This window comes from Thiomicrorhabdus sp. Kp2, assembly GCF_000478585.1.
GTDB lineage: Bacteria > Pseudomonadota > Gammaproteobacteria > Thiomicrospirales > Thiomicrospiraceae > Thiomicrorhabdus.
The window spans coordinates 401,573-427,176 of the sequence record NZ_ARWI01000001.1 but is presented as its reverse complement, the minus strand read 5'-3'; the positions used below and the strand labels follow the sequence as shown (position 1 = coordinate 427,176).

The window sequence follows — 25,604 nt, the reverse complement described above, 5'->3', positions numbered from 1 at the left end:
AAGTGAGATAAATAGTCAGTTACCAGGCCTGGTAGAAACAACCAGGCCTGTGGTTTTGTTTAACGATATTGGCGAAGGTACATCCATTCAAAAGCGCGTTTAGCAAAGTGCAATAAACGGCAAGGAGGGAGTAGGGTTGTGCCTTTTTCGGTGCGTTTAATTAAGATACCGTGAGAGAGCGTGTCTACAATACAGATAAGTTCATGTTTGAACTCTTCAAAGTCAGTTTGACCTTTTAGTGACTTCACCAGGTTTTTAGCAGCTGCAACCGCTTGTAGATCAGCTGCATGTGCCTGCTTAGCCTGCCAATCTGGACCAGGGAAACTACCTGCATCACCCGCAACATACACATTGGTATAACCTTCCACTTGAGCAAACATATTGGCGGTAATCATGCCACCAGCAGATTTTGGTAAATCTGAGTTAGCTAACCACGCTGGCCCTGTCATCCCTGGCATAAACAGAATTAAATCTGCATCAAATTCACCGCCTTCGGTTTTGACTTTTTTCGCTTCAAAACCAGCCATTTTATGACCTAGGTGTGTTTCAATGCCTTTTTTAGCCATCATTTTAACGAGGTTTGCAGGCACTTTTGGCCCTAGACGTTTTCCAGGTTCTGGTGCAGGGTTAAAAAAGATAATTTTAAATTTGTCTCTGCGTCCTTGACGACGTAATAAGTTATCTATTCCAAATAGAAATTCAAACATTGGTCCACCACGCATAGCTGATGGTTCATTTGGATTACCGCCAAACCCAATGGCGATGGTTCCGCCGCTCATACCATTTAGGCGCTCTTTAATGCGGTTTGCAGCATCAATCCCTTCACAAGGTGTAATGGCGTGTTCAATGCCAGGAAGTTTTTTGATGAAACGACCACCTGTGGCAATGATTAAACCGTCGTTATGAAATTCACCAGCTGAGGTTACGACTGTTCGGCCTTCATTGATTACATTTTCTACACTCGCTTCAATAAATTGTACTTTTTGGCGGTTAAAGAAATTATGTAAATTAATACGCAAGTCTTCACCTTTACGAAGCCCAGAGGGAATCCAGATTAAGCTTGGGTAATACATAAAAGACTCTTGTGGAGCAATAACGGTGATGTTTGCTAAAGGAGCCTCTTTACGAGTTTGTTTGATTGCGGTGAGTGCTGCAAAACCAGTGCCTAAAATAGTAATATTCATGAAGGTATCATCCATTAGTAATTTTTATGTATTATAAAGTAAGTTTATATCTGGTAGGTAAAAAACGTATTCAATTTTATCAATGAATCATAACAAAAAAAATTTATGAAGAATTTGATAAATCACTATTAGACAGCTTTTTACGTTTATAACTTTTACTTTCAGTAGATGAATGAGTTAATAAATAACTTTAAGTTTATTAGGTTCTATTTTTTTATTAATAAGTTGATAAAAAACAATTAATTATTACTATTTATTCGTGTAGATTGTAAGTTTTTATTTCTACCCTGCAGGCCACCAGTGTGCAATAAAATAACGTTTGAACCTTTGGGTATAAAGCCTTTTTTAAGTTGGTCATAGAAAGCAAAAACCATTTTTGAGGTATAGACAGGATCAAGTAAAATAGCAAATTCCTCTTCAAAGTCTTGCTGAAACTTTAGGCCTTTTTGAGATTGTTTGGCATAACCGCCATCATGATATTCAGTTAATAACTGCCATGTTATCGCGGCGTTTTTTACAGGGTATTCTTTACTGTTGTTTTGTAAATTATTAAGCCACCTCTTAATGTCAGTTATCACATAGTCGCCTTGTTTTAAGACAGGAATGCCAATTAGGTTTTTTGAGTTATTTTGACTTAGTGTACCCTGTATTTCACTAAAATGAATTAAGCCCGTAAATGTTCCTCCACTGCCAACTGGGCAAAATAGATGGGTCCATTCTGGACATTGTGTATGTAGGTCATCTACCAATTCTTCAAAACCTAAAATCGCTAATTCATTGCTTCCGCCTTCAGGCAGAATGTAAGCCTGCGGATACTGCTCTTGTAGTTTATTTAGGTACTCTTCGGAATCCTTTTTTCGGTAGTTTTGGCGGCTAATAAATTGAAAGTGCATGCCATTTTGGTGAGCGGTTTTTAATGTTTTACTCCACTTTGACGGATCCAATGCCAATTCCTCACCACGAATAATGCCTATGGCGTTAAACCCATAAGTTTTAGCAGCACAAGCGGTAGCGGCAATATGGTTGGAATATGCACCACCAAATGTGATTAACATTGTTTTACCTTGCTTCTGCGCTAATTGAAGATTTTGTTTTAATTTATGCCATTTATTACCTTGGATAATTGGATGATTAAGGTCATCTCTTTTAATCCATACTTGTACATCAAATTCTTCAAATAACGTTGAATATAAAGGGGTTAAAGGGGTAGTAAAATGCTTTTTATGTGCAATCATATAGCTAAGTTTGGTACAATTTGTGCGCTTTTAAATGGCGGATTGGAATGCATTAAAATGTTTATGCGAATTTTATCTATTCTATCGAATAGGCCAGTTTAAAATAACTTAATTATTGATTTTGCTCTATGTTTATTAGTCCAACAAATATAGGGGTAGCGGGGAGATAAATGGAACAGTTAACAACAAGTCTGGATGTATTGTTTATCCTATTAGGTGCAATATTAGTCCTATTCATGCATGCAGGTTTTGCTTTTTTAGAAGTGGGTACTGTTCAGCATAAAAACCAAGTCAATGCCTTGGTTAAAATTATGAGCGATTTAGGCGTTTCAACGGTTGCTTATTTTTTTATTGGTTATGGGGTGGCTTACGGCGTGTTTTTAGGCTTTAACGTTGATGGCCAACTCACTCAAGCGATGACTGAAAAGTCGGGTTATGAGCTGGTTAAATTTTTCTTCTTAATGACTTTTGCTGCGGCTATTCCTGCGATTGTTTCTGGAGGTATTGCAGAACGTGCACGTTTCTACCCTGTGTTGATGTCAACGTTTTTGATAGTGGCCTTTGTTTATCCTTTGTTTGAGGGTATTTCATGGAATGGTAACTTTGGTATCCAGGCCTGGTTAGAAGCGAGTTTTGGCGCAGGATTTCATGACTTTGCTGGCTCTATTGTTGTGCATTCGGTTGGTGGTTGGATTGCTTTGGCAGCTATTTTGGTGTTAGGCGCTCGTCATAATCGCTATGACAGCGAGGGCAAAATTCGTCATGTTCACCCACCTTCAAGTATTCCATTTTTAGCCTTAGGGGCATGGATTTTAACCGTGGGTTGGTTTGGCTTTAATGTCATGTCAGCTCAAGCGATTGAAGGTATTCAAGGTCTGGTTGCCATGAACTCGTTAATGGCCATGGTAGGTGGTATTTTAGCCGCGACGTTTGTCGGTGATAAGGATCCAGGTTTTGTACATAACGGCCCTTTAGCAGGCCTGGTAGCAATTTGTGCAGGATCGGATGTGGTAAGCCCATTAGGTGCTTTAGTGATTGGTTTAGTGGCAGGGGCTTTATTTGTTAAAGCCTTTACATGGACTCAAAAAACCTTAAAAGTGGATGATGTGCTAGGCGTTTGGCCATTACACGGCTTAGTGGGTGTTTGGGGTGGTATTGCGGCTGGCATTTTCGGCTCTGAGGCATTAGGTGGTCTTGGTGGCGTATCGATTATATCTCAATTAATTGGTATTACGATTGGGGTTTTTGTGGCTTTTGTGGGGGGGTATATTGTCTATCTTATTGTGAATAAAATCTTACCAATTAGAATGGATGAAGATGAGCAGTACCTGGGTGCTGACTTAACCATTCATAAAATTCATGCAAACCCACCTCGTGAAGATTATTAATTTACAAAGTGTTAATATTTTCTAGCGAAAGCCCGCACTGTGTTGCGGGCTTTTTTGTTATAGTGATAACCATAATTAAACATGCTTATTAAATGCAATCATTGAATAGCCTTTCAAATAAAAATAATAACTCAAAAGAAGTTGAATCATCTCTATGGAAAAACTATCCGTTCATCAGTTATACCGTTTTACAGACTTAAGCCAATCTGAATTTAAACCTGGAAATACTAAGGGAAAAGATGCTGAAATTTTAGATTTTATGAAGCATTTTCATCCCCGTGCTTATCAGTCACTGAATTTTGGTTTGCATATGAAACGCAACCATAACCATATATTTATTATGGGCGAGCCTGGTATTGGGCGCATAGGCATGACTAAAGCCATGCTAAAACAGTCTGCTGAGCAAAAAGAGATTCCTGATGATATCGTTTTAGTTTCTGATTTTAGCGAAGCCAGTAAAACGCAGTATCTCTATTTTGAAGCGGGTGCAGGGATTGAATTTAAAACGGCCGTTGAGTCTTTTGTTACTCAGTTAAGAACTCAGTTGCCTGTTTTATTTGATGGCCATGCTTACCAGTTAAGAAGTCAGATGTTAGAAAATGAGCTTAACGAAAAGCAAGAAGCGGTTCTTGAACCCGCGTTTGAACTAGCAGAACAATTAAGTATTGCCATTACACAAACAGAGAATAGCTTTGTGTTATCTGCCATTATTGATGACAAGCCGTACCGAGCGGCAGAGTTAAAGAACTTTGATGAAAAAACCCAAAAACATTTTATAGAGGCTTTTGATCAAGTGGAGGAAGCCCTAAACCAAGGGTTAACCCATTTTCCATTTTTGCAGCATGAATATATGGACGCAGGTAAACGTTTAAATACTCAAGTGGCTAATGAGCATTTAGAGCCGTTAATTAAAACGCTTAAAATGGAGTTTGCTAAAACACCTGAAATTGTGGGTTATTTAGACGCACTGCAAAACAGTATTGTCTCTAAATTACACCTGTTTTGGGATCAAAATGCTGACCAAGTAACCTCTAACAACCAATCAAGTATGGATGAACTGCTGTCAGAACAGCAAGGTTTAAGTATTTTTGAAGTCAACCTATTGGTTGATCATCGTGATTTAAAACATGCCCCGATTATTTATGAGCAAAATGCCTCAATGCCAAAGCTTTTTGGTTATACGATTAATTCGGCGGCAGCAACTGCGACAGATACAGTAAGCCTGGCTATGAGCCATCAAGCGGGGCTGTTACAAAAAGCCAATGGCGGATATTTAATTTTAAATATTCAGTCATTGTTAAAAGATCCTGAAATTTGGTCAAATTTAAAAGCGGCTTTAATGAGTAAAAAACTGAGTTTTGAGGTGCCGTCTTCCAGTAGTGTTGCCCCATATCATTTGCCAGACTTTCCTCTCAACTTAACCTTGGTACTCGTTGGTCAAGCTGAGCACTTCTATGCCTTGCAAGAGATTGATGCACAGTTTAGTCGTCTGTTTAAAGTACAGGTTGAATTTGAGGTTGAACTGGCTAGAACATTGGAACATGAGGTGACCTTAGCAAAACAGCTCGCTTCAGAAGTGGAAGATTGGGATGATTTACCTGTTGAAACCTCTGCTTATGAACGTTTGATTGAATATGCATCACGTATGGCAGAGGATGAAAGTCGTCTATACAGTAATAAAGCCATTTTACGAGATGTTTTAGCAGAGGCAAATGCCTTTGCTCGTGCTCAAGGCCGAGAGTCGGTAGATCGCCAAACGATTGAAGATACGATTTTACAACGTGAATTTCATACAGGGCTTATGGAAGAGTACTACCATCGAGCGATTACTGAACAGCAGGTGCTTATCCTAACTCAAGGTGAGCATATTGGTATGGTCAATGGTTTAACAGTACTGACGGTGGGTAAACAATCGTTTGGTCAACCTGTTCGTATTACGGCACAAGCTTCAGCGGGTGATGAGGGCGTGGTGGATATTGAACGTGAAGTAGAAATGGCTGGGCCTATTCACTCTAAAGGGATGCTTATTCTTTCTGGGTATTTACGCGGTCGTTATATGAAACAGAAAGCGTTAGGTTTTAGTGGTTCCATCGTTATGGAGCAATCTTACAATGGTGTAGAAGGAGATTCCGCTTCTTCAGCTGAGTTGCTTGCGTTAATTTCTTCTCTTGCACAGTTACCTATGCGTCAAGACTTAGCGATTACAGGTTCAATCAATCAATTTGGTGAAATACAACCGATTGGTGGGGTCAATGAAAAAATAGAAGGCTTTTATAAAATCTGCCAAGCCAGAGGGTTAACGGGTAGCCAAGGGGTTATTATTCCACAAGCAAACGCCAGCCATTTGATGCTTAATACTGAAGTACGAAATGCTGTCAAAAATGGTAAGTTCCATGTGTATACCATGAGCCATATTGATGATGCAATTACCTTGTTTACAGGTATTAAAGCGGGTAAATTGACCAAAAAAGGCGTTTTTACTAAAAATAGCGTTAACGCAAAAGTGGTTAAAGCGCTCGAGGCAATGAACGAAAAATCTTAAACTAGAATATATTCTTGCCATTTAATAACCGTTTAATAAACGACTTTAGTCATTTGTTAAACGGTTTTTTTGTATCTTAGTTATCGTCAAATAGGTCTAAGGGATAATAGTTGGGAGTGCTACAAGGCTAGAATAATTTGTCGAACTCTTCGTCACTCATCTGCTTGATTTCATTTTCAAGCTGAGTTGTTGCCTGAATAAGCTTTTGAGAGCTGTTAAATACATCCTGCATAAGCTGGTTTATATCTTCTTTACGCTTGGCATCAATTTTTTTTTGCGACTGAAATAAACTCGCTTTTTTTGCAGGCGTGTGTAAAGCTTTGTAAAGAGTTCGATAGTTTTCAAAGACTTCCTCAAGGCATAAATTAATCGCTTTATAGTTTGTAAGGTGAGTAAATGTTTGGCCTTCTGTGTAGTACCAGCGTGCAAAAAAACTATCTGTGTGTATAAGGGGTAATTTGTTTGCATCAACATGAATGCCTGTTACATACCCTTGTACATTGGAACGCCACTCAACATGGGACGATTTAGCTGATCTGATGTAAGATAAAGCTTCTTTTTTACTCATATCAAATCCTATTTAAGTTATATAAGAGTGCTTTTCGTCTTGTGCAAAAGTCTCTATGCATTAATATAACTCAGCCACCTCTTCATCCGTCAAATCCATCACTTCTTTTTCAAGAATGTTAATGGTTTCTAGTAAGGTTTCTGAAACGGCAATCATGCTTTGCATAAGTTCTTTAGCTTGTTTTTCATTTTTCTGACGTAACTTTTCTTTTGAGGTGAATATCCCACCTAAAAATCCCTTTTTGGTTTCGCTAAACATCAGTTTAAAAATTTCCATATATATCTGGTGAAGCATGGCATGGGGTGCATCGATTGCTCCAAAACTACCAAGGCTTGATAACATCTGACCTTTGCCGTAATACCATTGACCAAATTTGCAATTTGTATGTATGACGGGTACATGATTTTGATCAACAGAGAAACCACCTACGATGGCCTGTGCATAAGCGCGCCATTGAATATGAGCCGCTTTAGCAGCCCGTAGCTGGGTGATTATTTCTTTTTTTGTCATTTTGATACCTTCGTGCTGCATGATGTTTCAATTTCGATAGGGTTCGATTTTATTTGACTATGCATATTAACTCATTAATTCTAAACCTTATTGTAAGCAAAATTTTACAAAAGAGCGGTAAGAAAATAACCAAAACTGGCATTAATTAAGAATATATTATTATTAATCTCAAACTTTGTTAGTATAAACTTAGTTCTTTTACTTATTTTCTTGTTTTTCTAGAAAACCAGCTTTTGGCCACGTGATGGCGCCATAAAATATTGACTACAAAGTAAGCAGTTGAACCAAGAACTATGCCAACTATAACGCTACCTAGATAAAGTGGAAGCCATAGTTCACCGAGAACATTGACAATCCAATGCCAACTTAACTCAAAAGAGAGATTTTCTTGTGCTTCATGACCAAGAATAAAAGTCCCGACCAAATAATTGAAATAGAAGATAGGCGGCATAGTGAAAGGGTTGCTTATCCAGACTAAAGCCACACTTAGAGGTAGATTGGCTCGAAAAAATATCGCGGTAAAGGCAGAGGCAATCATTTGTGAAGGAATTGGAATGGACATCCAAAAAAGCCCAATAAAAAAAGCCTTAGAAACAGAGTGTCGATTGAGATGCCAAATATTCGGGTTATGGAGCCATTTGCCTAAAACCCCTAATCCTTTCATGCTCTTGACTTTATCAGGATGGGGTAGGTAACGTTTAATGAGTTTTTTTGGCATGTTTATTCAATTCGTTATCGGTTTTATTGTTACGGTTATTCTATGCTACCAGTTAACAGAATTTCCACCTTTATGGAGCGGTGGTTTACTGCTTGTTTTACTGATATGGGCAGTTTGGTTTATTACCTTTTATAGATTACGTCATTTTTACTTCAAGAAAAGAAGGCGTTTACTTAGACAAAGTTTGTCAATAATAAGCTGGCAGAATCGCATTTTTCACCTGGTGTTTAGTGCCATTATAGGGATGAATGTGGTTTTCTGGCAGGCTTTTTTTGCCCCGAGTATCTCAAATGTTTTCTTGGAGCATAAAAACCTCATAGAGGTAGAGGTTTTAAGCATTCCTAAAGTGGTTAAAAGTGAACATTTTTCAAAAATAGTCTTTGAGGCATCTCTTTCTAAGGTAACTACTTTAGGAGATGTTTCATTATTAAAAAATAGCCAGGCCTGGTTACTTAATAAACCTAAAATTAAATTGACATGGTATTTAGATAACCATGAATTTTCTCAACTGATTAACCAAGATAAACAACCTTTAGTAGGGGAACGTTGGCGTTTTTATGCCAAACTCAAAAGCAATCATGCGGCTATGAATCTGGCGAGTCGAGATTATGAGAAATGGCTATTCCAAAACCATGTCGTTGCTAAATCGACGGTTTCTGGGCTTTATCTAAAACACCAAAATCAACAAAAAATTGAATATACCGCCATCAAACTGCAGTCACAATCCTTTATTAATTGGCGAGTTTGGCGTGCTGAAATAGTTGATTATTTAGATGGCATTTTTAAAGACAGTCCATTCAAAGGGATTTACCTTGGTATGACTGTGGGTGAAAAGTCAGCCGTTAATGAACAACAATGGGCACTGTTTCAACAGACTGGCACAATTCACCTTATGGCCATATCGGGTCTGCACATGAGTATTGTGGCGGTGATGGGGTTTTGGCTTTTTAAGTATGTTTGGCGTTTAGGGTTATACCGTTATCAATTGATTAATTTACAGACTTTTTCAGCACTGGGTGGATTGTTCTTTGCCACCGTTTATCTTTTGCTTTCTGGCGCAGCCATTCCAACGCAGCGGGCATGGATTATGGTTGCTACGGCTTTAATGTTTATCTTGATTAGGCGCCAGTTTAGGCCGTGGAGCGCTTTGGCTATGGCGGCCTTTATTGTTGTTGTTTGGGATTCTCGCGCGGTATTGAGTTCAGGTTTTTGGCTCTCTTTTATGGCGGTTAGTCTTATTTTTTTGGCACTTAAAATTTATCAAAATAAATCGAAATGGCATCAATTCCTTGGTATTCAACTGATGTTAACAGCAGGCTTGGCACCGTTTATTTTATGGAGTTTTTATCAGGTTCCTGTGTATGGTTTGTTTGCGAACTTAATCGCAGTGCCTTTTGTGAGTCTTATTGGTTTGCCAGGCCTGGTAGTGGTTATTTTTTCGAGCCTATTTTCACTTGAGTTGGCAAACTATTTACTTGAAAAACAGGACTGGTTTTGGCAGCAAATTTGGTCTTATTTGCATTTTCTAGTTCAATTACCAAAGCTCGATTTAAATAGCACAAACCACTCTTTTATATGGTTGATTGCGGTCAGTTCCGTGTTGTTTGTACTGATTACATCATTTAAATTTCTGCAAAAGCGGTTTGCTGTAAGTACAAACTATTTCTCTACTGCTTTGGTGCTTTATTTTATGATTTTGCTGTTCTTTCCATATTCAAATAATCGTCCAATGAATCAAACAGAAAATCAGCTGGCCTGGTTAACCGTGTTAGATGTGGGGCAAGGGCAAGCGGTTGTGATTGAAACGGCACATCATTTGGTGGTTTACGATACGGGTGCCAAATGGGGACAAACCACTGATGCGGCTAAAGTGGCTGTTATTCCATATTTAACAGCGCAAGGCTGGCAAGCAATTGATTTATTGATTGTCAGTCATAGCGATATTGACCACGCTGGCGGTACCCAATCAATTTTGGATGCGATCTCAGTGAATCACGCCCTGAGCGGGCAAGCTCAGCAAGTAAATCTTATGTTAAATAATTCAATATTGGGTGAACAGAGTAAACCATTCAAATCATGCTTATCTGGTCAACAGTGGGTTTTTGATGGCATTAGGTTTGAAATATTATCGCCTTTTGAAAACGCCGAGCAAAAAGGCTTAAAAACAGATAATGACCTGTCTTGTGTTTTAAAAGTCAGTAACCAAAACCAGTCGGTATTAATCATGGGGGATTTGAGTAAAAAAGGCGAGAAAATATTGCTTAATCACTATCAAAATCAAGCGGGTAAATTACAAGCAGATTTATTAATTGCGGGACATCATGGCAGTAAAACATCTACTTCCCAGGCCTGGTTAGATGCGGTAAAACCTACTAAATTGGTGTTTTCTTCGGGGTATCTAAATCGTTTTCATTTTCCCGCAAAAGACGTGGTGAATCGTATTCAGAATGTGGCTGAGAACAATCCAATTTCTTGGTGGAATACGGCGTGTTCTGGTGGCATCTCCTTTGAAATAAATCATTCAAATATTGAATTGCGTTATGAGGCTCGCAAAAGTTTGCGTAAATGGTATCATCACTCCTGTTTACAGTCTCAGCAAGGAATTTACTTTCAGTGAGTTGGCCAAAGTTTTGGGAAAAAAAGCAGTGGCAGAGTGTGGTATTGCTTCCTCTTGCAAAGCTCGTTTGTTGGGAGGCGGCTCGTCGTCTTAAAAACTATGAAAACAGTCCACCGCAAAAACAATCCAAAGCGGTTGTGGTTGTGGTGGGTAATCTTGTTGTAGGCGGTACTGGCAAAACCCCGTTTATTATTTGGTTGGCTAGGCAATTAAAAGCGCATGGCTTAACGGTTGGTATTATTAGCCGCGGTTATGGCGCTCACCAAGCAAATTGGCCACACTGGGTAACTGACCACAGTTTGGCAAGTGAATGTGGTGATGAACCCTTAATGCTTGTTAAACAAACAGCTTGTCCAGTTGCTGTTTCACCTAAACGGGTTGAGGCGCTCGAATTGCTTAATAGCAAAGTGCAGTGTGATGTTGTGATTAGCGACGATGGTTTGCAGCACTATGCGTTAGCCAGAGATATTGAAGTGGTGCTGATTGACGCTCAACGTCAGTTTGGGAATGGTTACTGTATGCCCTCAGGCCCTTTGCGTGAACCGTTATCTCGTATTGAGAAAGTCGATTTTACCGTGTGGAATGGCTTATTAGCGCATGAAGACATTCCAAAAATAGACTTTCAACAAAAAGCGCCAAGTAAAATGCAGTTACGGCCAGCTTGTTTTAAGTTAGTGGGTAATCCTGACGTACAACTATCAATAGACAAATTTTTACAAACATACTCAACAAAACAGGTCTTTGCCATTGCGGGTATTGGAAATCCACAACGCTTCTTTTCAACATTAGAAGAAATAGGGCTAGAGGTTGACGCTACTCCTTTTAAAGACCATTATGCGTATCAAAAATTGGACTTTGTTGAGCTATTAAATCAGACTTCAATACCAATTGACGAAAAACCCTTAATTATGACGGAAAAAGATGCGGTAAAATGTACCGCATTCGCAGAACATGAAAAGCACTGGTGGTATTTAGAAGTCATGCCCAATTGTGACCAAAATATTGTCAATAACATCGTGCAGTGTTGTCATTCTGCCAAATAATATATTAATTTAAGAGTAGAACATGGATCCGAAATTACTAGAAATTTTAGTCTGCCCAGTCAGCAAAACTAAGCTTATTTTTGATAAGACCAAACAAGAGCTTATTTCTACCGCAGCCAATTTAGCGTTTCCTGTTAGAGATGGTATTCCAATTTTACTTGAAGACGAAGCACGTCAACTTTCGGCTGAAGAAGTTGAAACTTACCGTAAACAAAAAAGCTAATTGCTCACGTAGCATTTACTAACGTAGAACTTTTATATGTCATTTTGCATTATTATTCCTGCCCGTTTTGAATCCAGCCGTTTACCAGGTAAACCACTGATGGATATTCATGGTAAACCGATGATTCAGTGGACTTGGCAACAAGCCAAAAAATCAGGTGCGGAACGTATTATTATTGCCACAGAATCGTTACAGGTAAAAGCAGCGTGCGAAGCTTTTGGTGCGGAAGTCTGTCTAACAGGTGACCAACATCAATCGGGAACAGAACGTATTGCCGAAGTGATTCAATTGTCAGGCATTGCAGATGATGAGATTATTGTGAATGTGCAGGGGGATGAACCAATGCTACCCTCTGAACTGATTCATCAAGTGGCAGAAGGGCTTGAGACGAACCCGAACATACCCATGGCCACCTTGTGCGAACCGATCTACTCTGTAGAAACCGTGTTTGACCCACATGCTGTTAAGGTGTCGCGCGATGTAAATGATTTTGCCATTAACTTTAGTCGTGCGCCATTGCCTTGGTCAAGAGACACCTTTTCACAAAATATTAAAACTTTACCCACCAATTGGGCGTACAAACGCCATATTGGGTTGTATGCTTACCGTGCAGGTTTTGTTAAACAGTATGTGGCCTGGCCTGAGTGTGAGCTTGAGCATGTTGAAAAACTTGAACAGCTACGTGTGCTTTGGCATGGTGTGAATATTTTGGTTTTAGATGCGTTGTGTGATGCGGGTGTGGGAGTCGATACTGCAGAAGATTTACAGCAAGTACGTCGCCTGTTAGCTTCAAATTAATTAGCCTATCTTATGCTTAAATATCTCACCTTAATCGCAGTTGTTTACTTTTTTTACTGGTTACTCAAGCAAAAAATTCGTAACCGAAAACTTGAACAACAGGGAATTGTTGTTGAGCAGAAGGGGATTCGTCCCATCACCTTAATGAGCATTGTGATGGTGGTGATGTATGGTGGTTATATGATTTATTTTTTCCTATCGGATAAAAGTTGATTTTCAAATCAAAATTATCATCAAATCATTAATGGGTTATTGAAACTTTTCTTGCTTGATCAATTATTTCGCATAACGCAGGAAGGTTTTCTAATAATCGAGCCGTGGGTCTTTGATAAAGGTCATTATTCAGTAAATAGAGTTGTTGATTTTTAACGGCGTTAAGCATGGGAAAATCCAACCATTTATCCTTCCAGGCCTGTTGAAACGCCTGTTCTCCACCAATTAAAAACACATCGGGGTTTCGTTTGATTAAGCTTTCAATATTGATTTCTGAAGCGAGCATCGGTAAATCGGCAAATGCGTTTTTAGCCCCACATACATTCATTGCCAAACTAATAAATTGTTGCCCGTTTATTGTCATTAACGGCATTTGCCAAACTTGATAAAAAGCCGTGACCATCGGTTTATTCTGATATTTGGTTTTTTCTGTTTGAATAATGAAATTAAGCTTTTGAGCGATCTGTTTTGCTGTTTTAAGTGTGCCTGCTTTTTCACCGATTTTTATTATTAGAGAGGTGATGTCGGTTAGGTTTTTAACTTCTGTTTGCCAGACGTTAAAGCCTAAAGAACGCAGTTTTGCAAGGTCTTGCGGACGTATAGCGGATTCCCAGCCAATAATCAGTTCTGGGTTTAAAGCGATAATCGCTTCAATATTAAGGGTGTTTGAACTGCCAACCACGGGTAATAGTTTGGCTTGTTTTGGAAAATCAGAATAATCAGCTACCCCCACCAGTTTATCGCCAGCGCCAGCTGAATACACTAATTCGGTTATATGGGGTGCTAAAGAGATAATACGGTTTACAGGTTTAATCTCATTTGACCAGGCCTGGTAACTTTGTAAACTTAAAAAAAGCAGCCAGACTATTTGCAGGAGTTTATTCATGGTTATAAATCAACGCCTTTTTGCGCTTTAATGCCGCTGGTATAAGCGTGTTTTTCATCTTTAATTTCAGAAACCGTGTCAGCTAATTCTCTAAGTTCCATAATCGCAGAACGTCCAGTTACGACTACATGTTGCATCTCTGGACGGTTTTGAATGGTGTCCAGCACTAAGTTTTTGTCTAGGTAGTCATAACTTAATAGATAGGTTAACTCATCTAAAACCACTAAATCATAGCTTGGGTCAGTCAGCATTTTAGTCGCTACCTGCCAGCCTTTTTTTGAGGTGCTAATGTCTTGCTGTCTATCTTGAGTATCCCAGGTAAAACCATCCCCTAAAACATGCCATTCACAATTGGGTTGTTGCTTAAAAAACGCTTCTTCACCTGTGTCGGTACGGCTTTTTATAAACTGACAAACCCCCACTTTCATACCGTGCCCCAAAGCACGAGCCACCATGCCAAAGCCCGATGTCGATTTGCCTTTTCCATTGCCAGTAATAACAAGCAGTATGCCTTTTTCATCAGAAGCACAAGCAATTGAGGCATCAATTTGTGCCTTTTTACGTTCCATTCTTAGCTTATGATATTGGTCTTGTTTTATATTCTGTTCATTCATGTCTGTTCTCTATTGTTAAGCGCAACGGCTATGTAGCATTTTTATAAATGATTGTGACATAAAAAACACGACAAGCTGCTAACATGGCGTGTTTTAGATTTATGATTCTTATCAATTAAAGACTACCACGAACACCCATAAAGAACTGGCGACCGCCGTTGGCGTAAACATAATTTGGTGTCACATTGGTAGCAGGCCAATCAGCGACACTGGTTATATAATCTTCATCGGTAAGATTAACCACTTTGGCATATAGGTTTAGATTTTTATTCACTTGATAATCAATATTAAAATCAGTTACAAAATATTCGCCAATCTGGGCACCAACTTCATCGTCTGCAGAGTAGTTTGTGCCTGTATAACGGGTTTCTAATCCTAAATGCAGATTTGTAATACTGTAATTATCAACTGTAAAATTGGCTTGTTGTTGAGGAATATAGGCTTTAAGCTGCTTGTCTTCATTCTTAGCAGTAAGCCATGTGGCATTGACTGCAAAATGTGTACTAATGGCATTAAGTTCTTTTTGGTAACTGAGCTCCCAACCTTCAGTGGTGGTTTTCCCATCGGCATTAACATAGTAACCATTAAACCAAGAACCAAGTGCTTCAAGTTTATCTTTTGTTTGGCTATTAAAGTAGGTAAGTTCCGCTCCATAAGCTCCCAAGGTAAATTCATAACCCTCAACGGATTCGGGTTTTAGCTCCGTTGGATTTGCAGGTCTACTTACTTGGTATAAAGAAGGGGCGTTGTAGCCAGTACCGTAATTAGCGGCAATAAATATTTGATCAGTAAAATGGTTTTTTAACCCGATTTTACCTGTGGTAGCGTTATCAAAGTTGTCATATTCATCATAACGCAACGCTTCGTTTAGGACTAAAGATGGCGTTAAGTAATGGCTATTGGCAATAGCGTAACCAGTATTGGTATATTCGGTGTCACTTAATGTATCTCTAAAATGCTTTTTCTCAAGAGAAACATTTAACGCATTTTGTTGACCATATTGATAACCCAGCTGACCGCCTAGACCTTCAATTAAGCCATCTGTTGAATAACCACCATAACCGCTATAAAAAGCGTTCATCGTTTGTTCATTAATATAAATACGGCCATTGATTTTATCTTGGTTATATAAATATTGCAGTTGGCGAGTGGTGATTTCATTGTCGTTATAAAGAGAAGCATCATCGGGGTTCGTTCCCGAGTCATATTCATTGCTTGCGCTGGTATTTTTAATCAACGTTTCAATACGATGGGCAGGAGTGATATTTATGCCCATTTTAAAAGAAACATCGGTTTGGTTAAAACCATCGTCTTCATAGCTAGATTCATTTGAATGGTAAGGCTTTATGGCCGTAAACCCATCGGTACTAATATCTTCAAGGTGAAATGCAAAATCAAATTGTTTATTATTCGCACCTAATGTCGTTGCGAGTTTTTTTGTGTTATTAGAGCCTACTTCGACATTCACATTAGCGATTTTTTGGCCTTTTATTGTGATGATATTAATAACACCTGCAGAAGCATTTGCACCCCAAACACCAGACTGTGGACCTTTTAAGATTTCAATTCGTTCAACATTACTTAAAAGCATATTGGCTACATTGGCGCCAATCCCTGCTGGATCGGTTTGTTCAATACCATCAATTAAAATTAATGCCTGACGATCAGACGAAGAGGCGCCACGCATAAAAATAGAACTTGATTTACCTAACCCACCAGTGTTTTTTACACTAACACCAGGCACGATTTTTAGAGCATCACCTAAAATTTGGTAATTTTTTTGTTCTATATCTTCACGGGTAATAACATTCACTTGGCTGGTGACAGATTGAATGTTTTGCGACATATTGTTTGCAGACACAACGATATTGTCTAAATCAGTGGCGTCGGCAAAGACGGTTTGTGAAAAGGTTGCCGCTAAAATAGCCGCAGAGAGTTTTGAAAGTTTCATGATTTTCCTTCAATTCATATTCATATCTATGTGTAATGAACGAAGGCAAACGGACAGGCTGGGTAAATGGGATTACCACACCCCGCAAGGGGGTGTAAAGGCCTGGTAAGATAAATTACTTTAGTAAATGTTATGGGTAAAACATTGCTTTATTTGGCTTATCTCCGTATTGCCCACCGCAATCGGGTTTGAGATATCAAAAATCGATATACTCGATTTTCAGGCCGGTATCCGGGCTTAAGAGCAGTTTCAGATTGCCTTCTCAGAACAGGGTTCCAATGGCGAATTTAATCTGTTTTCTCTATTACCGTTGCGGGGGCAGCGTAGGAGTTGCTGGCGTTAATTTGTATTAAGCCCGCTCACCAATCTTCCCGTTTAACTTTACTGGTTTTAAACGTTTTATTACAAAAGCGTGAAAAGGTAAAGCACCTGAAAGAGCGTAATCTTACTGAGCTTGTATTTAAATGCAAGTATTTTAACGTTAAAAGTAAAAAAGAGTGTATTTTGGATGGATTGTTACCAGGCCTGGTAGAACCTTCAAACCTGGTTTGTGGGTCAATGACTAGGCGATAGGGTATTAAGCCATATAGGTTTTTTTTGAGGTTTCGTATAGCTCAATTAAGCCATCTACTTGTTCTTGGTTGTATTCACGTAAACCACTTAACACCATGGTTTTATAACCACTACCAACTTGTTTGTCGGCATCCATAATGGCAAATTCAATACGCACTGTGCCACGCTTTCCTTCAACGACTAAAGAGCTACCCGCCAGTTTTAAGCTTGGTGAATTGATATTGAGTTGGTCAAACTCAAAAGCCATACTTTCATAGATGACCATCGGTCTTTCAGGGTTAATCATGACGTTATGTTGTTGCATAAGAGGCACTAAAATATGCGGAAAACTATGCCCTGAGAAGGCGACATAAGCACGAGAAAAACCTTCAATGAGCGATAAGTCTTGACTGATATTGCCATGACGTTTTACGTTTAAATAAGGTTTTTCATTGGTATCTAAAATTGTAAAAGCTGAATCATCAGTTTGTGGAATTACCAATTCTACGCCTTTACCGACCATACCCGTATAGTTAAACACCATGTTTTCAGAGAGTCCTAGGCGCGCTAAGGTGAGAGCAAAAAGTAAATCACCAGGTACACAAAAACGTTTTGAATCGGGGTTGTGAAGAGGGTTGAAGTCGTCAGAAACTTCTTTTGCGAAGCGGCTGCCTTGTTCTGGAGTGATTTGAATGACATTGTCTTGGGTAGCGTGAAAAGCGTCTAAATACATGGTTTCTCGGTATTAAATAATAAATTTGAATATTAACAAAGGTGGGAATGATACATAAATACATGAAAATAATCACGTTTTGTAGTCAAAAAACACAGATAAAAAGAGTTTTTATAAGCTATAAACAGTCATTTAGGTGAGAGTGTGACTGTTTTGCGAAGAAGAAATGACCAATGACTAGAGCCCCTGTTTACCGAGGTTTTTTATTTTTTCTATGAGTTGATTTCTTTGTTTTTTAGTTAGGTTTTCTACAGAACCAATTAGTGTATCGCGAATAGGGGATATACCACAAAAGCTTAAAATATTACGTTTAAGACTTTTTAAACTGTGTGCACCGTAAAACCATCGGTAGATAAAAGTAGGCATTCCCATTGTGACGATAATTCGAGCACTTTTACCTTTAAGCCGTTTTTGAGGCCAGCTATTACGGTCTCCAGTCTTCATAGCAAATCCAGGGCGTAAAAGTTGTTCCCAAAAACCTTTTAATATTGCTGGCATTGTGCCTAACCATAAAGGGTAGAGGATAACAATATGATTAGCCCACATGATCTTGTCTTGTGCTCTTAGAATGTCATTAACAGGCGCTTGGTTTTCAAATTCTTCTTCACTGCTTAATAATGAAAAATGCAGTTTAGCGACATTTATTATTTTGACTTCATGGCCTGCTTGTTCTGCAGCTAATGAATAGGCGCTAGCTAAGGCATGACCAAAATGTTCACCAATAGAATCTGGGTGTCCTTGAATAATCACAATACGTTTTGGCATAGAAAAAACCTCATTATTTATTTTTAAGTAACTCAAGTGTTGAGTGATTGTAAATATAAAAGGTGTTTTTGAGAAAAAGAAGGTTATTAATCTAAATTGTAGTTCATGTTGGTTGTGTAGCTGAAGAAATATTTCTGGCGTATTTAAATGAGTAAATTTAATGCTAAACCAACGAATACAAAACTAGCAAAGCGATTGAGATAAAGTTGAGCTTTTTCAGACTGATTAAGCCAGTTACCAAATTTGCCAGCCGCTAAAGCAATCATAATGAAAGAGCTTAGGCCTAAAAGCATAAATAGCGAGCCAAGTATAAAGACTTGGGTAACGATTGAACCATTTTCGGCCGAGACAAATTGAGGTAAAAAGGCCAAAAAGAATACTGTTACTTTTGGGTTAGTCAGATTCATAATAATGCCACGACGATAGAGCTGAATGGCGGTTTTAGGGATGTTTTTCTCTGCACTCAGTTTTTCGGCATGTGCGTTAAAGCTTTGCCAGGCTAGGTAAAGCAGATAAATAGCCCCCAATACTTTGAGTACGGTAAAAGCTGTTTGTGATGCAAGTATGATGGCGGCCACACCAAAAGCCACCAATAAGGTATGAAATATCAGACCAGATACTAAGCCTAATGTAACCAAAATGCCCGTTCTAGCACCATGAACGGCCGATTGTGTAATAACAAAAATTAGGTCGGGGCCTGGCGAATTAATCAATACCAGTGAGGCAATAATAAAGGTAATAAGCGAATCTGCAGGAATCACGGTTGTTTTGCTCTCAAAATAACGATTAGAAGGTGAATATTAAATTGCATTAATGTGGCTAAATTTTACCTTTAAACTGGTTCTTGAACGGGTTTGTTTTTGTCTGATTAAGCAACCAATTAAGCAATAGGGTAGAATACGCCCCAATAATAATCGATTAAATCAATGGTAGGCAAGATTATGGCAGGTTCACTGTTTGATCAGTTAAAAAAGTCGGGCTTGGTGAATGACAAAAAAGCCAAACAAGTTCAGCGTGAAAAGCAGCAACAGTCAAAACAAAATAGGGCAAATAAAGCTAAAAAAGGCCAGGCGGTTGTTAGTGAAGCGGCACAACTAGCTGCTAAAGCGGCGCAAGAAAAAGCAGAACACGATAAGCAATTAAATCTGCAACGCCAGCAAGAGCAAATTGAAAAAGCTAAAAAAGCAGAGTTGGTGCAAATTATAGAATCAAATAGTCTTAAAGACTTTAATGGCGATATGGCTTATAACTTTGCCGATGGCTCGGTCGTTAAAACCTTGTATGTTAATCCTAAAACGCATAAACAATTAAGCATTGAGGCTTTACGCATTGCCCGTTTTAAAGATGGTTATGCGTTAATTTCAGTTGAAGCGGCTGAAAAAATTATGCAACGTGATGAATCGGTATTAATTGGTGCGGTGGCAAGTGACGATACTATGTCACAAGAAGACAAAGACTATTACGCCAAATTTGAAATTCCAGACGATTTGGTTTGGTAAGCGTTATATTGAATGGTGCATTTTCAATGTTGAATTTTGAATACAAGCTAAAAACTCAACATTAAGCATTAAACCCCTTTTCTACGTTTAATCTCTTCATAGGCGGCATTAATATCCTGCATTTTTGCCGTGGCTTGTTGAATCTCTTTATTGTCCATGCCTTGTCCGTGCATAAAGTCTGGGTGGTTTTGCTTAACCAATTTTCGGTAGGCTTTTTTGATGGTTGAAAAATCATCCGACTCTTGGCATCCGAGTACTTCATAAGGGTCTGTATCTTGAAAAGTGTTGGCGTAACCGCCTGCGGTTCCACCACGAACTTGTTCAATAAATTGTGTAATCTCTTCTTGAGTAAATTCAAATAGTTCACCAATCTCAAAAATTAACGTTTTGGTGTTGTCTGACAGGCCATCCAAAGAAGCAAAAGAAATCATCTGCAATAAAGCACCACGACGAACTTCAACGCCTGCTTGTTTTAAAGATTGACAATAATAGGAGGTTGGGTTGTCATCTTTTTTAGCTTGATTGGCCAGTGCAAAAAGACGTTTTTTGGCACTGTCGACAATCGGTTTTGGCAGGCCTGCTTGCCCCATAGCGTGAGCGATGGATTTAATAGTGTCGCTCATAAATTCAATTTCTAAACGACTGATTTGTCCATCACTTTTAGCCACTTTTGCCATTAAAGCAATAATCTCTTCAGGCACGCTTAAACGCGATTTACTGTATTGATTGCTGGTAAAGTTTTTATAAGCTTCATCAAAACTTTCGCTATTTTTAACCGATTTATAGGCATCTACACCAATATCCACCGTTTTGCGTGAACCTTTGAACAACAAGTGAATAATCTTTAAAAAGATAAAAACAATAACGAGTAGTAAGCCTTTAATAAAACGCAATGTGCTTCCTTTTGAATTTTTTTGAATTTATTTAAAATATTAACTGCGGTAAATGGTTTCAATGAGATGAAACCCAAATTGAGTTTTGATTGGTCCATGTACCGTTAAAACAGGCAATTTAAATACCACATTATCAAATGCCTTAACCATCGTACCAGGTCTAAACTCACCCAAATTGCCGCCTTTCTTCTTAGACGGGCATAGAGAATGTTTTTTAGCTAAGGTCGCAAAGTCCGCACCCTTAGCAATTTGTTGTTTGAGTATTTCGGCTTCTTCTTTGGTTTTTACTAGAATGTGTCTTGCACAGGCTAAGGCCATTTGCTGCTCTCTTAATACAATAAAATTGGGTCGTTTATTATAGTGTTTGTCAGTTTGTTTCGCAGTAATCTTGCTATTGAATTTACCAGGCCTGGTAATTTATTCCACAAAGTGTATTTCATTCGCCTAAATATTAGTACCAGTAAAGCCAATGTTCTCTTGAATGCCACCAAGTCTTTAATGCTATAATTTGCGGCATTAATTTCTTTACAAACCTGGCATAAGACTAGGTTTGCCATATCCGTATTTGAGCAGGTTATAGATAGATGAGTAATAACGGTAAATCCGCAGCAGTAGAACGTCCAATCAATTTTATTCGCAATATTATTAATGATGATTTAAGCAGTCATAAACATGAATCTGTGCAAACACGTTTTCCGCCAGAACCAAATGGTTATTTACATATTGGTCACGCTAAATCAATCTGCTTAAACTTTGGTTTAGCCGAGGATTATAACGGTGGATGTAATTTACGTTTTGACGATACCAACCCAGCCAAAGAAGATATTGAATATGTTGACTCTATTAAGCAAGACGTTAGCTGGTTAGGCTTTAACTGGTCTGGTGATATCTGTTATTCATCCAATTATTTTGACCAGTTTTATGCTTATGCAATTGAATTAATTAAAAAAGGTTTAGCCTACGTCTGTTTTTTAAATGCCGATGAAACGCGTGAATACCGTGGTAGCTTAAAAGAGCCAGGCAAAGACAGCCCTTATCGCAATACCTCAGTAGAAGAGAATCTAGCCCTATTTGCCAAAATGAAAAATGGTGAAATGAAAGAGGGTGAATGTGTATTACGTGCCAAAATTGATATGGCCTCATCGTTTATGTGTATGCGTGACCCAACGCTGTATCGTGTGCGTTTTGAACACCACCATCAAACAGGTGATAAATGGTGTATCTACCCAATGTACGATTATGCACACTGTGTTTCAGATGCCATTGAAGGCGTTACCCACTCTTTATGTACGCTTGAGTTTCAAGACAACCGTCGTTTATATGACTGGGTATTAGAACATTTGAATGATTTTAATAAACCTGATCGTCCGCATCAGTATGAGTTTTCTCGTTTAAACCTTGAATATACGGTGATGTCTAAACGTAAACTACACCAGTTAGTGGACGATAAATTGGTTGAAGGCTGGCAAGATCCGCGTATGCCGACCATTTCGGGAATGCGTCGTCGTGGTTATACGCCTGCTTCGATTCGTGATTTTGCCGAACGTATTGGTATCTCAAAAGTAGATAGCATGACTGAAATGACTATTTTAGAAGCGGCGGTGCGTGATGATTTAAATGTAGTAGCACCTCGTTCTATGGCGGTGCTTGACCCAATTAAAGTGGTGATTGAAAACTTTGACGGTGAACCAGAAGCTTTAATGGCACCAATTCATCCGCAAAACGAAGAGATGGGTAAACGCGAGATTTTCTTTGGTCGTGAATTATATATTGACCGTGCCGACTTTACCGAAGTAGCACCCAATGGTAAGTTTATGCGTTTGGCGTTAAATAAAGAAGTACGCTTGCGTAATGCCTATGTCATTAAAGGTGAACGTGTCGATTACGATGCGGATGGCAATGTGACCACCGTTTATTGCACCTATGACCCAGAAACCCACGGCAAAAACCCAGCCGATGGTCGTAAAGTAAAAGGCGTAATTCATTTTGTAGAAGCCAGCAAAGCGGTTGCCGCCGAATTTAGATTGTATGACAGACTGTTCACCGTAGAAAACCCAGCAAAAGAAGAAGATTTTGAATCGGTAATCAACCCAGAGTCCTTAACGGTAAAACATGGTTTTGTTGAACCAGGCCTGGTAAATTCTCAACCAGAAAAAGCCTATCAATTTGAGCGCGAAGGCTATTTTTGCCGTGACAATCAATCCGCTGAAAAACAAGTTTATAACCGTACCGTTGCTTTACGCGACACCTGGAGCCAAAAATGATGCGAATTTGTGGGGTGGAACTAACGGGTAATGATGCCATTATCTGTCTATTAACGGTAGATAATGAAATCTTTAACCTACCAGAATGCCGTGTACGCCGTGTGACTTGCCAAAACCCTGATACGTCAAACGATTTGCAATATTTTCAAAAGACCTTTGTACAGCTTATGAAAGACTACCAAATTGATACAGTCGTGATTAAAGAGCGTATGAAACGTGGTAAATTTGCTGGTGGTGCCAATGGCTTTAAGTTGGAGGCGGCAATTCAATTAGCTTCTGAGTTAAAAGTGGTTTTAATGAACCCAACAGACCAAAAAGCCCACTTAAAGCATTACCCTCTGCCAATTAGTTTTGCAGAAACAGGGCTCAAAAAATTCCAAGAAACCGCCTTTGTTGCCGCGTTTTCTTACTACGCCAGTAAGCACGTTTGGTAAACAGCTTTTTGAACCACGAAACGAAGAACTCGGCTGTAGAGTCGAGAAGACACGAAGTCACGAAGAGAAGAAAAATATAAAATAAGAGTGATAGGCCGCTAAATTGGAATTAATTTTCAAATTTACCCTGTGCTCACATAATTAAAAACTTCGTGTCTTCGTGCCTTCGTGGTGTATTAAAAACGTTGTGGTGAAATTAAACCCTTCGTGGTGAATCCCCTAAAATATAAACATTAAATGAGTAAAACCATGCCAAGCACTTTTGAACATCTTGATCTCCCTAAGTCGCAGTTACAGAACTTAGAACAGTTGGGTTATCACTCAATGACTCCAATTCAAGAAGAGGCGTTGCCTTTGGGTTTAGGTGGTCATGACTTAATTGCTCAAGCCAAAACGGGGAGCGGTAAAACCGCTGCGTTTGGTATTCCAATGTTGAACAAGTTAGATATGTCTAATAAGTCAGTGCAAGGATTGGTGATTTGTCCAACGCGTGAATTGAGTAATCAAGTGGCAGAAGAGTTAAGACGTTTAGCACGTTTTCAGGCCAATATTAAAATCATCGTGCTGTCTGGTGGTAATCCAATGCGCCCACAAATTGCCTCTTTAGAGCATGGCGCGCATATTGTGGTAGGTACGCCAGGGCGTTTAAAAGACCATATTCAAAAAAATAATCTCGATATTTCAGCCATTCATACTCTGGTTTTAGATGAAGCCGACCGCATGTTAGAAATGGGGTTTAAAGAAGAGATGGTCGATATTATTGGCTATACACCACACACTCGACAAACGTTGTTGTTTTCAGCGACGTTCCCAGATGATATTGAATACATTAGCCGTCGTTTTCAAAAGAACCCTATGCAAGTTGCGGTAGAGTCGCATCACGATGCGGCGACTATTGAACAGCTGTTTTACATGTGTCATCACAAAGATAAGCTTGCTAGTTTAGTGCGAATTCTATCGGTGAATGAATTTGAACATGCGATGATTTTTTGCAATACCAAAGCGTTAGTGCAAGAGGTCATTGATTTTCTAGAAGAAAAAGGCTTTGATGCGGTAGCCTTGCATGGCGATATGGAACAGCGTGAACGTGAGCAGATATTGATTCGCTTTAAACATCACAGTACCAACTTTTTGGTGGCGACCGATGTGGCCGCACGTGGTTTAGATATTGCCGCTTTACCAGCGGTAATTAACTACGAACTGCCTAGAAATCAAGAGACCTATACGCACCGTATTGGGCGCACTGGGCGAGCAGGCCTGGAAGGTAAAGCGATTACGTTATTTACGGAAAAAGAGCGTTATAAACTTGACCATTTAAGCTCTTATCAAGGCCATGCTCTGGAATATGAATCCATAGAACGTTTACCACAAGCTCGTTCAAATCGAGTGCAACCTGAATTTGTTACCCTGTATATTTCTGGAGGGCGTAAAGATAAAGTGCGTCGTGGTGATATTTTGGGGGCAATTACCAAACAGGTCGGTTTAGATGGACAGCATGTCGGCAAAATCGATGTGGTTGACCACTCAAGTTATGTGGCGATTGAGCGTGGCTATGAAGCCGAAGTGGTGAAAGGTTTGAATCAGAATAAGATTAAAGGCCGAAAATTCAAAGTAGGGCGTGTTTAAATATTCTGAATAAAGGTAATTAAACCTCAAAAAAACCTTTAAATATCCACGATTTATCTACCACATATTATTTTTACATCAGGTCTCATACTTGCAGGTTTGCGGGTATAGACGAAGCCTGAAAAAGAGCCGTTTGATGTAGAGTAAACGGTTTTATTTCCTATAATTTCTCTTCCATAATAAACTTCTAAAATAACTCGGGTATTTGGGGTATTCACTTTCCCCTTGAGGAATACTTTTGAGTCATTTTCTTTATCAGCTTCCCAAATTACAGGCATGCAAGAATTTGCATATATATTGAGTGAGTAAAAAAAACAAAATATTGCTGTGAGAGAAGATAGGTTAAAT

Annotated in this window: 25 protein-coding genes and 1 riboswitch; of the genes, 11 read left to right on the top strand and 14 right to left on the bottom strand. The window is 39.0% G+C overall.

What is annotated here, in order from left to right:
* Positions 1 to 59: 59 nt before the first annotated feature.
* Both A379_RS02020 and A379_RS02015 read right to left on the bottom strand, forming a co-directional pair.
* Positions 60 to 1,184 (bottom strand): NAD(P)/FAD-dependent oxidoreductase, encoded by a 1,125-nt coding sequence (locus tag A379_RS02020; RefSeq protein WP_040725359.1) that lies wholly within the window; start codon positions 1,182 to 1,184, stop codon positions 60 to 62.
* 239 nt (positions 1,185 to 1,423) lie between these two features.
* Positions 1,424 to 2,419 carry a 1-aminocyclopropane-1-carboxylate deaminase/D-cysteine desulfhydrase gene (locus A379_RS02015; protein ID WP_040725357.1) on the bottom strand — a complete coding sequence of 332 codons (996 nt, stop codon included), beginning with the start codon at positions 2,417 to 2,419 and terminating at the stop codon, positions 1,424 to 1,426.
* Between the two features lie 170 nt (positions 2,420 to 2,589).
* Between A379_RS02015 and A379_RS02010 the strand changes: the two genes are divergently transcribed.
* Both A379_RS02010 and A379_RS02005 read left to right on the top strand, forming a co-directional pair.
* Entirely contained in the window at positions 2,590 to 3,807 is a 1,218-nt protein-coding gene (locus tag A379_RS02010; RefSeq protein WP_040725356.1) for an ammonium transporter, read from the top strand.
* Positions 3,808 to 3,961: 154 nt separating this feature from the next.
* Complete coding sequence (locus tag A379_RS02005; protein WP_040725354.1) at positions 3,962 to 6,349, top strand: Lon protease family protein; 2,388 nt, start codon at positions 3,962 to 3,964, stop codon at positions 6,347 to 6,349.
* Positions 6,350 to 6,476: 127 nt separating this feature from the next.
* Here the strand turns inward: A379_RS02005 and A379_RS02000 are convergent, their stop codons facing one another.
* From A379_RS02000 to A379_RS01990, 3 genes are all read right to left on the bottom strand, one after another.
* Entirely contained in the window at positions 6,477 to 6,917 is a 441-nt protein-coding gene (locus A379_RS02000; RefSeq protein ID WP_040725351.1) for a CZB domain-containing protein, read from the bottom strand.
* A 60-nt stretch (positions 6,918 to 6,977) separates the two neighbouring features.
* Positions 6,978 to 7,427: a CZB domain-containing protein gene (locus tag A379_RS12540; protein WP_157832333.1), complete on the bottom strand. Its 450-nt coding sequence runs from the start codon at positions 7,425 to 7,427 to the stop codon at positions 6,978 to 6,980.
* A 202-nt stretch (positions 7,428 to 7,629) separates the two neighbouring features.
* Positions 7,630 to 8,145 carry a DUF2062 domain-containing protein gene (locus A379_RS01990; RefSeq protein WP_040725349.1) on the bottom strand — a complete coding sequence of 172 codons (516 nt, stop codon included), beginning with the start codon at positions 8,143 to 8,145 and terminating at the stop codon, positions 7,630 to 7,632.
* Between A379_RS01990 and A379_RS01985 the strand changes: the two genes are divergently transcribed.
* Genes A379_RS01985 through A379_RS01965 form a run of 5 tightly spaced genes read left to right on the top strand, consistent with a single transcriptional unit; the run spans position 8,144 to position 13,039 of the window.
* Entirely contained in the window at positions 8,144 to 10,762 is a 2,619-nt protein-coding gene (locus tag A379_RS01985) for a DNA internalization-related competence protein ComEC/Rec2 (protein ID WP_157832332.1), read from the top strand. The genes A379_RS01990 and A379_RS01985 overlap by 2 nt on opposite strands.
* Positions 10,759 to 11,805, top strand: coding sequence for a tetraacyldisaccharide 4'-kinase (gene lpxK / locus A379_RS01980; protein WP_051144921.1), 1,047 nt, complete (start codon positions 10,759 to 10,761; stop codon positions 11,803 to 11,805). Before A379_RS01985 ends, lpxK begins: the two co-directional genes overlap by 4 nt.
* A 22-nt stretch (positions 11,806 to 11,827) precedes the next feature.
* On the top strand, positions 11,828 to 12,028 hold the full coding sequence (locus tag A379_RS01975; RefSeq protein ID WP_040725347.1) for a Trm112 family protein: 201 nt from the start codon (positions 11,828 to 11,830) through the stop codon (positions 12,026 to 12,028).
* A 36-nt stretch (positions 12,029 to 12,064) separates the two neighbouring features.
* Entirely contained in the window at positions 12,065 to 12,826 is a 762-nt protein-coding gene (gene kdsB / locus A379_RS01970; protein WP_040725343.1) for a 3-deoxy-manno-octulosonate cytidylyltransferase, read from the top strand.
* Positions 12,827 to 12,838: 12 nt separating this feature from the next.
* Positions 12,839 to 13,039 carry a hypothetical protein gene (locus A379_RS01965; RefSeq protein WP_040725342.1) on the top strand — a complete coding sequence of 67 codons (201 nt, stop codon included), beginning with the start codon at positions 12,839 to 12,841 and terminating at the stop codon, positions 13,037 to 13,039.
* A gap of 28 nt (positions 13,040 to 13,067) precedes the next feature.
* Here the strand turns inward: A379_RS01965 and A379_RS01960 are convergent, their stop codons facing one another.
* From A379_RS01960 to A379_RS01930, 6 genes are all read right to left on the bottom strand, one after another.
* The gene (locus tag A379_RS01960) at positions 13,068 to 13,925 is read right to left on the bottom strand and encodes a cobalamin-binding protein (RefSeq protein WP_040725341.1); all 858 of its coding nucleotides are present in this window, start codon (positions 13,923 to 13,925) and stop codon (positions 13,068 to 13,070) included.
* Between the two features lie 2 nt (positions 13,926 to 13,927).
* Complete coding sequence (cobO, locus tag A379_RS01955) at positions 13,928 to 14,539, bottom strand: cob(I)yrinic acid a,c-diamide adenosyltransferase (protein ID WP_040725340.1); 612 nt, start codon at positions 14,537 to 14,539, stop codon at positions 13,928 to 13,930.
* Between the two features lie 115 nt (positions 14,540 to 14,654).
* Positions 14,655 to 16,490, bottom strand: a complete 1,836-nt coding sequence (locus A379_RS01950) for a TonB-dependent siderophore receptor (RefSeq protein ID WP_040725338.1) — start codon at positions 16,488 to 16,490, stop codon at positions 14,655 to 14,657.
* Positions 16,491 to 16,694: 204 nt separating this feature from the next.
* A riboswitch (cobalamin riboswitch) is annotated at positions 16,695 to 16,938 on the bottom strand.
* Positions 16,939 to 17,067: 129 nt separating this feature from the next.
* Positions 17,068 to 17,775 (bottom strand): DUF3581 domain-containing protein, encoded by a 708-nt coding sequence (locus tag A379_RS01940; RefSeq protein ID WP_040725333.1) that lies wholly within the window; start codon positions 17,773 to 17,775, stop codon positions 17,068 to 17,070.
* A gap of 177 nt (positions 17,776 to 17,952) precedes the next feature.
* Positions 17,953 to 18,540: an NAD(P)H-dependent oxidoreductase gene (locus A379_RS01935; protein WP_040725331.1), complete on the bottom strand. Its 588-nt coding sequence runs from the start codon at positions 18,538 to 18,540 to the stop codon at positions 17,953 to 17,955.
* A 143-nt stretch (positions 18,541 to 18,683) separates the two neighbouring features.
* Positions 18,684 to 19,301 (bottom strand): LysE family translocator, encoded by a 618-nt coding sequence (locus tag A379_RS01930; RefSeq protein ID WP_040725323.1) that lies wholly within the window; start codon positions 19,299 to 19,301, stop codon positions 18,684 to 18,686.
* 180 nt (positions 19,302 to 19,481) lie between these two features.
* On the opposite strand from A379_RS01930, the gene A379_RS01925 reads away from it, so the two are divergent.
* Positions 19,482 to 20,039: a DUF2058 domain-containing protein gene (locus A379_RS01925; protein ID WP_040725320.1), complete on the top strand. Its 558-nt coding sequence runs from the start codon at positions 19,482 to 19,484 to the stop codon at positions 20,037 to 20,039.
* Between the two features lie 68 nt (positions 20,040 to 20,107).
* Here the strand turns inward: A379_RS01925 and A379_RS13240 are convergent, their stop codons facing one another.
* Both A379_RS13240 and A379_RS01915 read right to left on the bottom strand, forming a co-directional pair.
* Entirely contained in the window at positions 20,108 to 20,932 is an 825-nt protein-coding gene (locus A379_RS13240; protein WP_040725316.1) for a DnaJ domain-containing protein, read from the bottom strand.
* A gap of 39 nt (positions 20,933 to 20,971) precedes the next feature.
* Complete coding sequence (locus A379_RS01915; RefSeq protein ID WP_081696306.1) at positions 20,972 to 21,319, bottom strand: peptidylprolyl isomerase; 348 nt, start codon at positions 21,317 to 21,319, stop codon at positions 20,972 to 20,974.
* A gap of 197 nt (positions 21,320 to 21,516) precedes the next feature.
* On the opposite strand from A379_RS01915, the gene glnS reads away from it, so the two are divergent.
* The 3 genes from glnS to dbpA all read left to right on the top strand — a co-directional run bounded on the left by glnS (position 21,517) and on the right by dbpA (position 25,256).
* Positions 21,517 to 23,196 (top strand): glutamine--tRNA ligase, encoded by a 1,680-nt coding sequence (gene glnS / locus A379_RS01910; protein ID WP_040725311.1) that lies wholly within the window; start codon positions 21,517 to 21,519, stop codon positions 23,194 to 23,196.
* Complete coding sequence (locus A379_RS01905) at positions 23,193 to 23,630, top strand: DUF3010 family protein (protein ID WP_232744802.1); 438 nt, start codon at positions 23,193 to 23,195, stop codon at positions 23,628 to 23,630. Before glnS ends, A379_RS01905 begins: the two co-directional genes overlap by 4 nt.
* A 249-nt stretch (positions 23,631 to 23,879) precedes the next feature.
* Positions 23,880 to 25,256: an ATP-dependent RNA helicase DbpA gene (dbpA, locus tag A379_RS01900; RefSeq protein ID WP_040725310.1), complete on the top strand. Its 1,377-nt coding sequence runs from the start codon at positions 23,880 to 23,882 to the stop codon at positions 25,254 to 25,256.
* A gap of 53 nt (positions 25,257 to 25,309) precedes the next feature.
* On the opposite strand, the gene A379_RS13005 is transcribed toward dbpA, so the two are convergent.
* The gene (locus A379_RS13005) at positions 25,310 to 25,534 is read right to left on the bottom strand and encodes a hypothetical protein (protein ID WP_157832331.1); all 225 of its coding nucleotides are present in this window, start codon (positions 25,532 to 25,534) and stop codon (positions 25,310 to 25,312) included.
* Positions 25,535 to 25,604: the final 70 nt, after the last annotated feature.

Excerpts from the sequence above, each read along its gene's own strand:
- A379_RS02020 (WP_040725359.1), bottom strand. The coding sequence starts at position 1,184 with ATGAATATTACTATTTTAGGCACTGGTTTTGCAGCACTCACCGCAATC.
- A379_RS02015 (WP_040725357.1), bottom strand. The coding sequence starts at position 2,419 with ATGATTGCACATAAAAAGCATTTTACTACCCCTTTAACCCCTTTATAT.
- A379_RS02010 (WP_040725356.1), top strand. The coding sequence starts at position 2,590 with ATGGAACAGTTAACAACAAGTCTGGATGTATTGTTTATCCTATTAGGT.
- A379_RS02005 (WP_040725354.1), top strand. The coding sequence starts at position 3,962 with ATGGAAAAACTATCCGTTCATCAGTTATACCGTTTTACAGACTTAAGC.
- A379_RS02000 (WP_040725351.1), bottom strand. The coding sequence starts at position 6,917 with ATGAGTAAAAAAGAAGCTTTATCTTACATCAGATCAGCTAAATCGTCC.
- A379_RS12540 (WP_157832333.1), bottom strand. The coding sequence starts at position 7,427 with ATGACAAAAAAAGAAATAATCACCCAGCTACGGGCTGCTAAAGCGGCT.
- A379_RS01985 (WP_157832332.1), top strand. The coding sequence starts at position 8,144 with ATGTTTATTCAATTCGTTATCGGTTTTATTGTTACGGTTATTCTATGC.
- A379_RS01990 (WP_040725349.1), bottom strand. The coding sequence starts at position 8,145 with ATGCCAAAAAAACTCATTAAACGTTACCTACCCCATCCTGATAAAGTC.
- A379_RS01975 (WP_040725347.1), top strand. The coding sequence starts at position 11,828 with ATGGATCCGAAATTACTAGAAATTTTAGTCTGCCCAGTCAGCAAAACT.
- kdsB (WP_040725343.1), top strand. The coding sequence starts at position 12,065 with ATGTCATTTTGCATTATTATTCCTGCCCGTTTTGAATCCAGCCGTTTA.
- A379_RS01965 (WP_040725342.1), top strand. The coding sequence starts at position 12,839 with ATGCTTAAATATCTCACCTTAATCGCAGTTGTTTACTTTTTTTACTGG.
- A379_RS01960 (WP_040725341.1), bottom strand. The coding sequence starts at position 13,925 with ATGAATAAACTCCTGCAAATAGTCTGGCTGCTTTTTTTAAGTTTACAA.
- cobO (WP_040725340.1), bottom strand. The coding sequence starts at position 14,539 with ATGAATGAACAGAATATAAAACAAGACCAATATCATAAGCTAAGAATG.
- A379_RS01950 (WP_040725338.1), bottom strand. The coding sequence starts at position 16,490 with ATGAAACTTTCAAAACTCTCTGCGGCTATTTTAGCGGCAACCTTTTCA.
- A379_RS01940 (WP_040725333.1), bottom strand. The coding sequence starts at position 17,775 with ATGTATTTAGACGCTTTTCACGCTACCCAAGACAATGTCATTCAAATC.
- A379_RS01935 (WP_040725331.1), bottom strand. The coding sequence starts at position 18,540 with ATGCCAAAACGTATTGTGATTATTCAAGGACACCCAGATTCTATTGGT.
- A379_RS01925 (WP_040725320.1), top strand. The coding sequence starts at position 19,482 with ATGGCAGGTTCACTGTTTGATCAGTTAAAAAAGTCGGGCTTGGTGAAT.
- glnS (WP_040725311.1), top strand. The coding sequence starts at position 21,517 with ATGAGTAATAACGGTAAATCCGCAGCAGTAGAACGTCCAATCAATTTT.
- A379_RS01905 (WP_232744802.1), top strand. The coding sequence starts at position 23,193 with ATGATGCGAATTTGTGGGGTGGAACTAACGGGTAATGATGCCATTATC.
- dbpA (WP_040725310.1), top strand. The coding sequence starts at position 23,880 with ATGCCAAGCACTTTTGAACATCTTGATCTCCCTAAGTCGCAGTTACAG.
- A379_RS13005 (WP_157832331.1), bottom strand. The coding sequence starts at position 25,534 with ATGCCTGTAATTTGGGAAGCTGATAAAGAAAATGACTCAAAAGTATTC.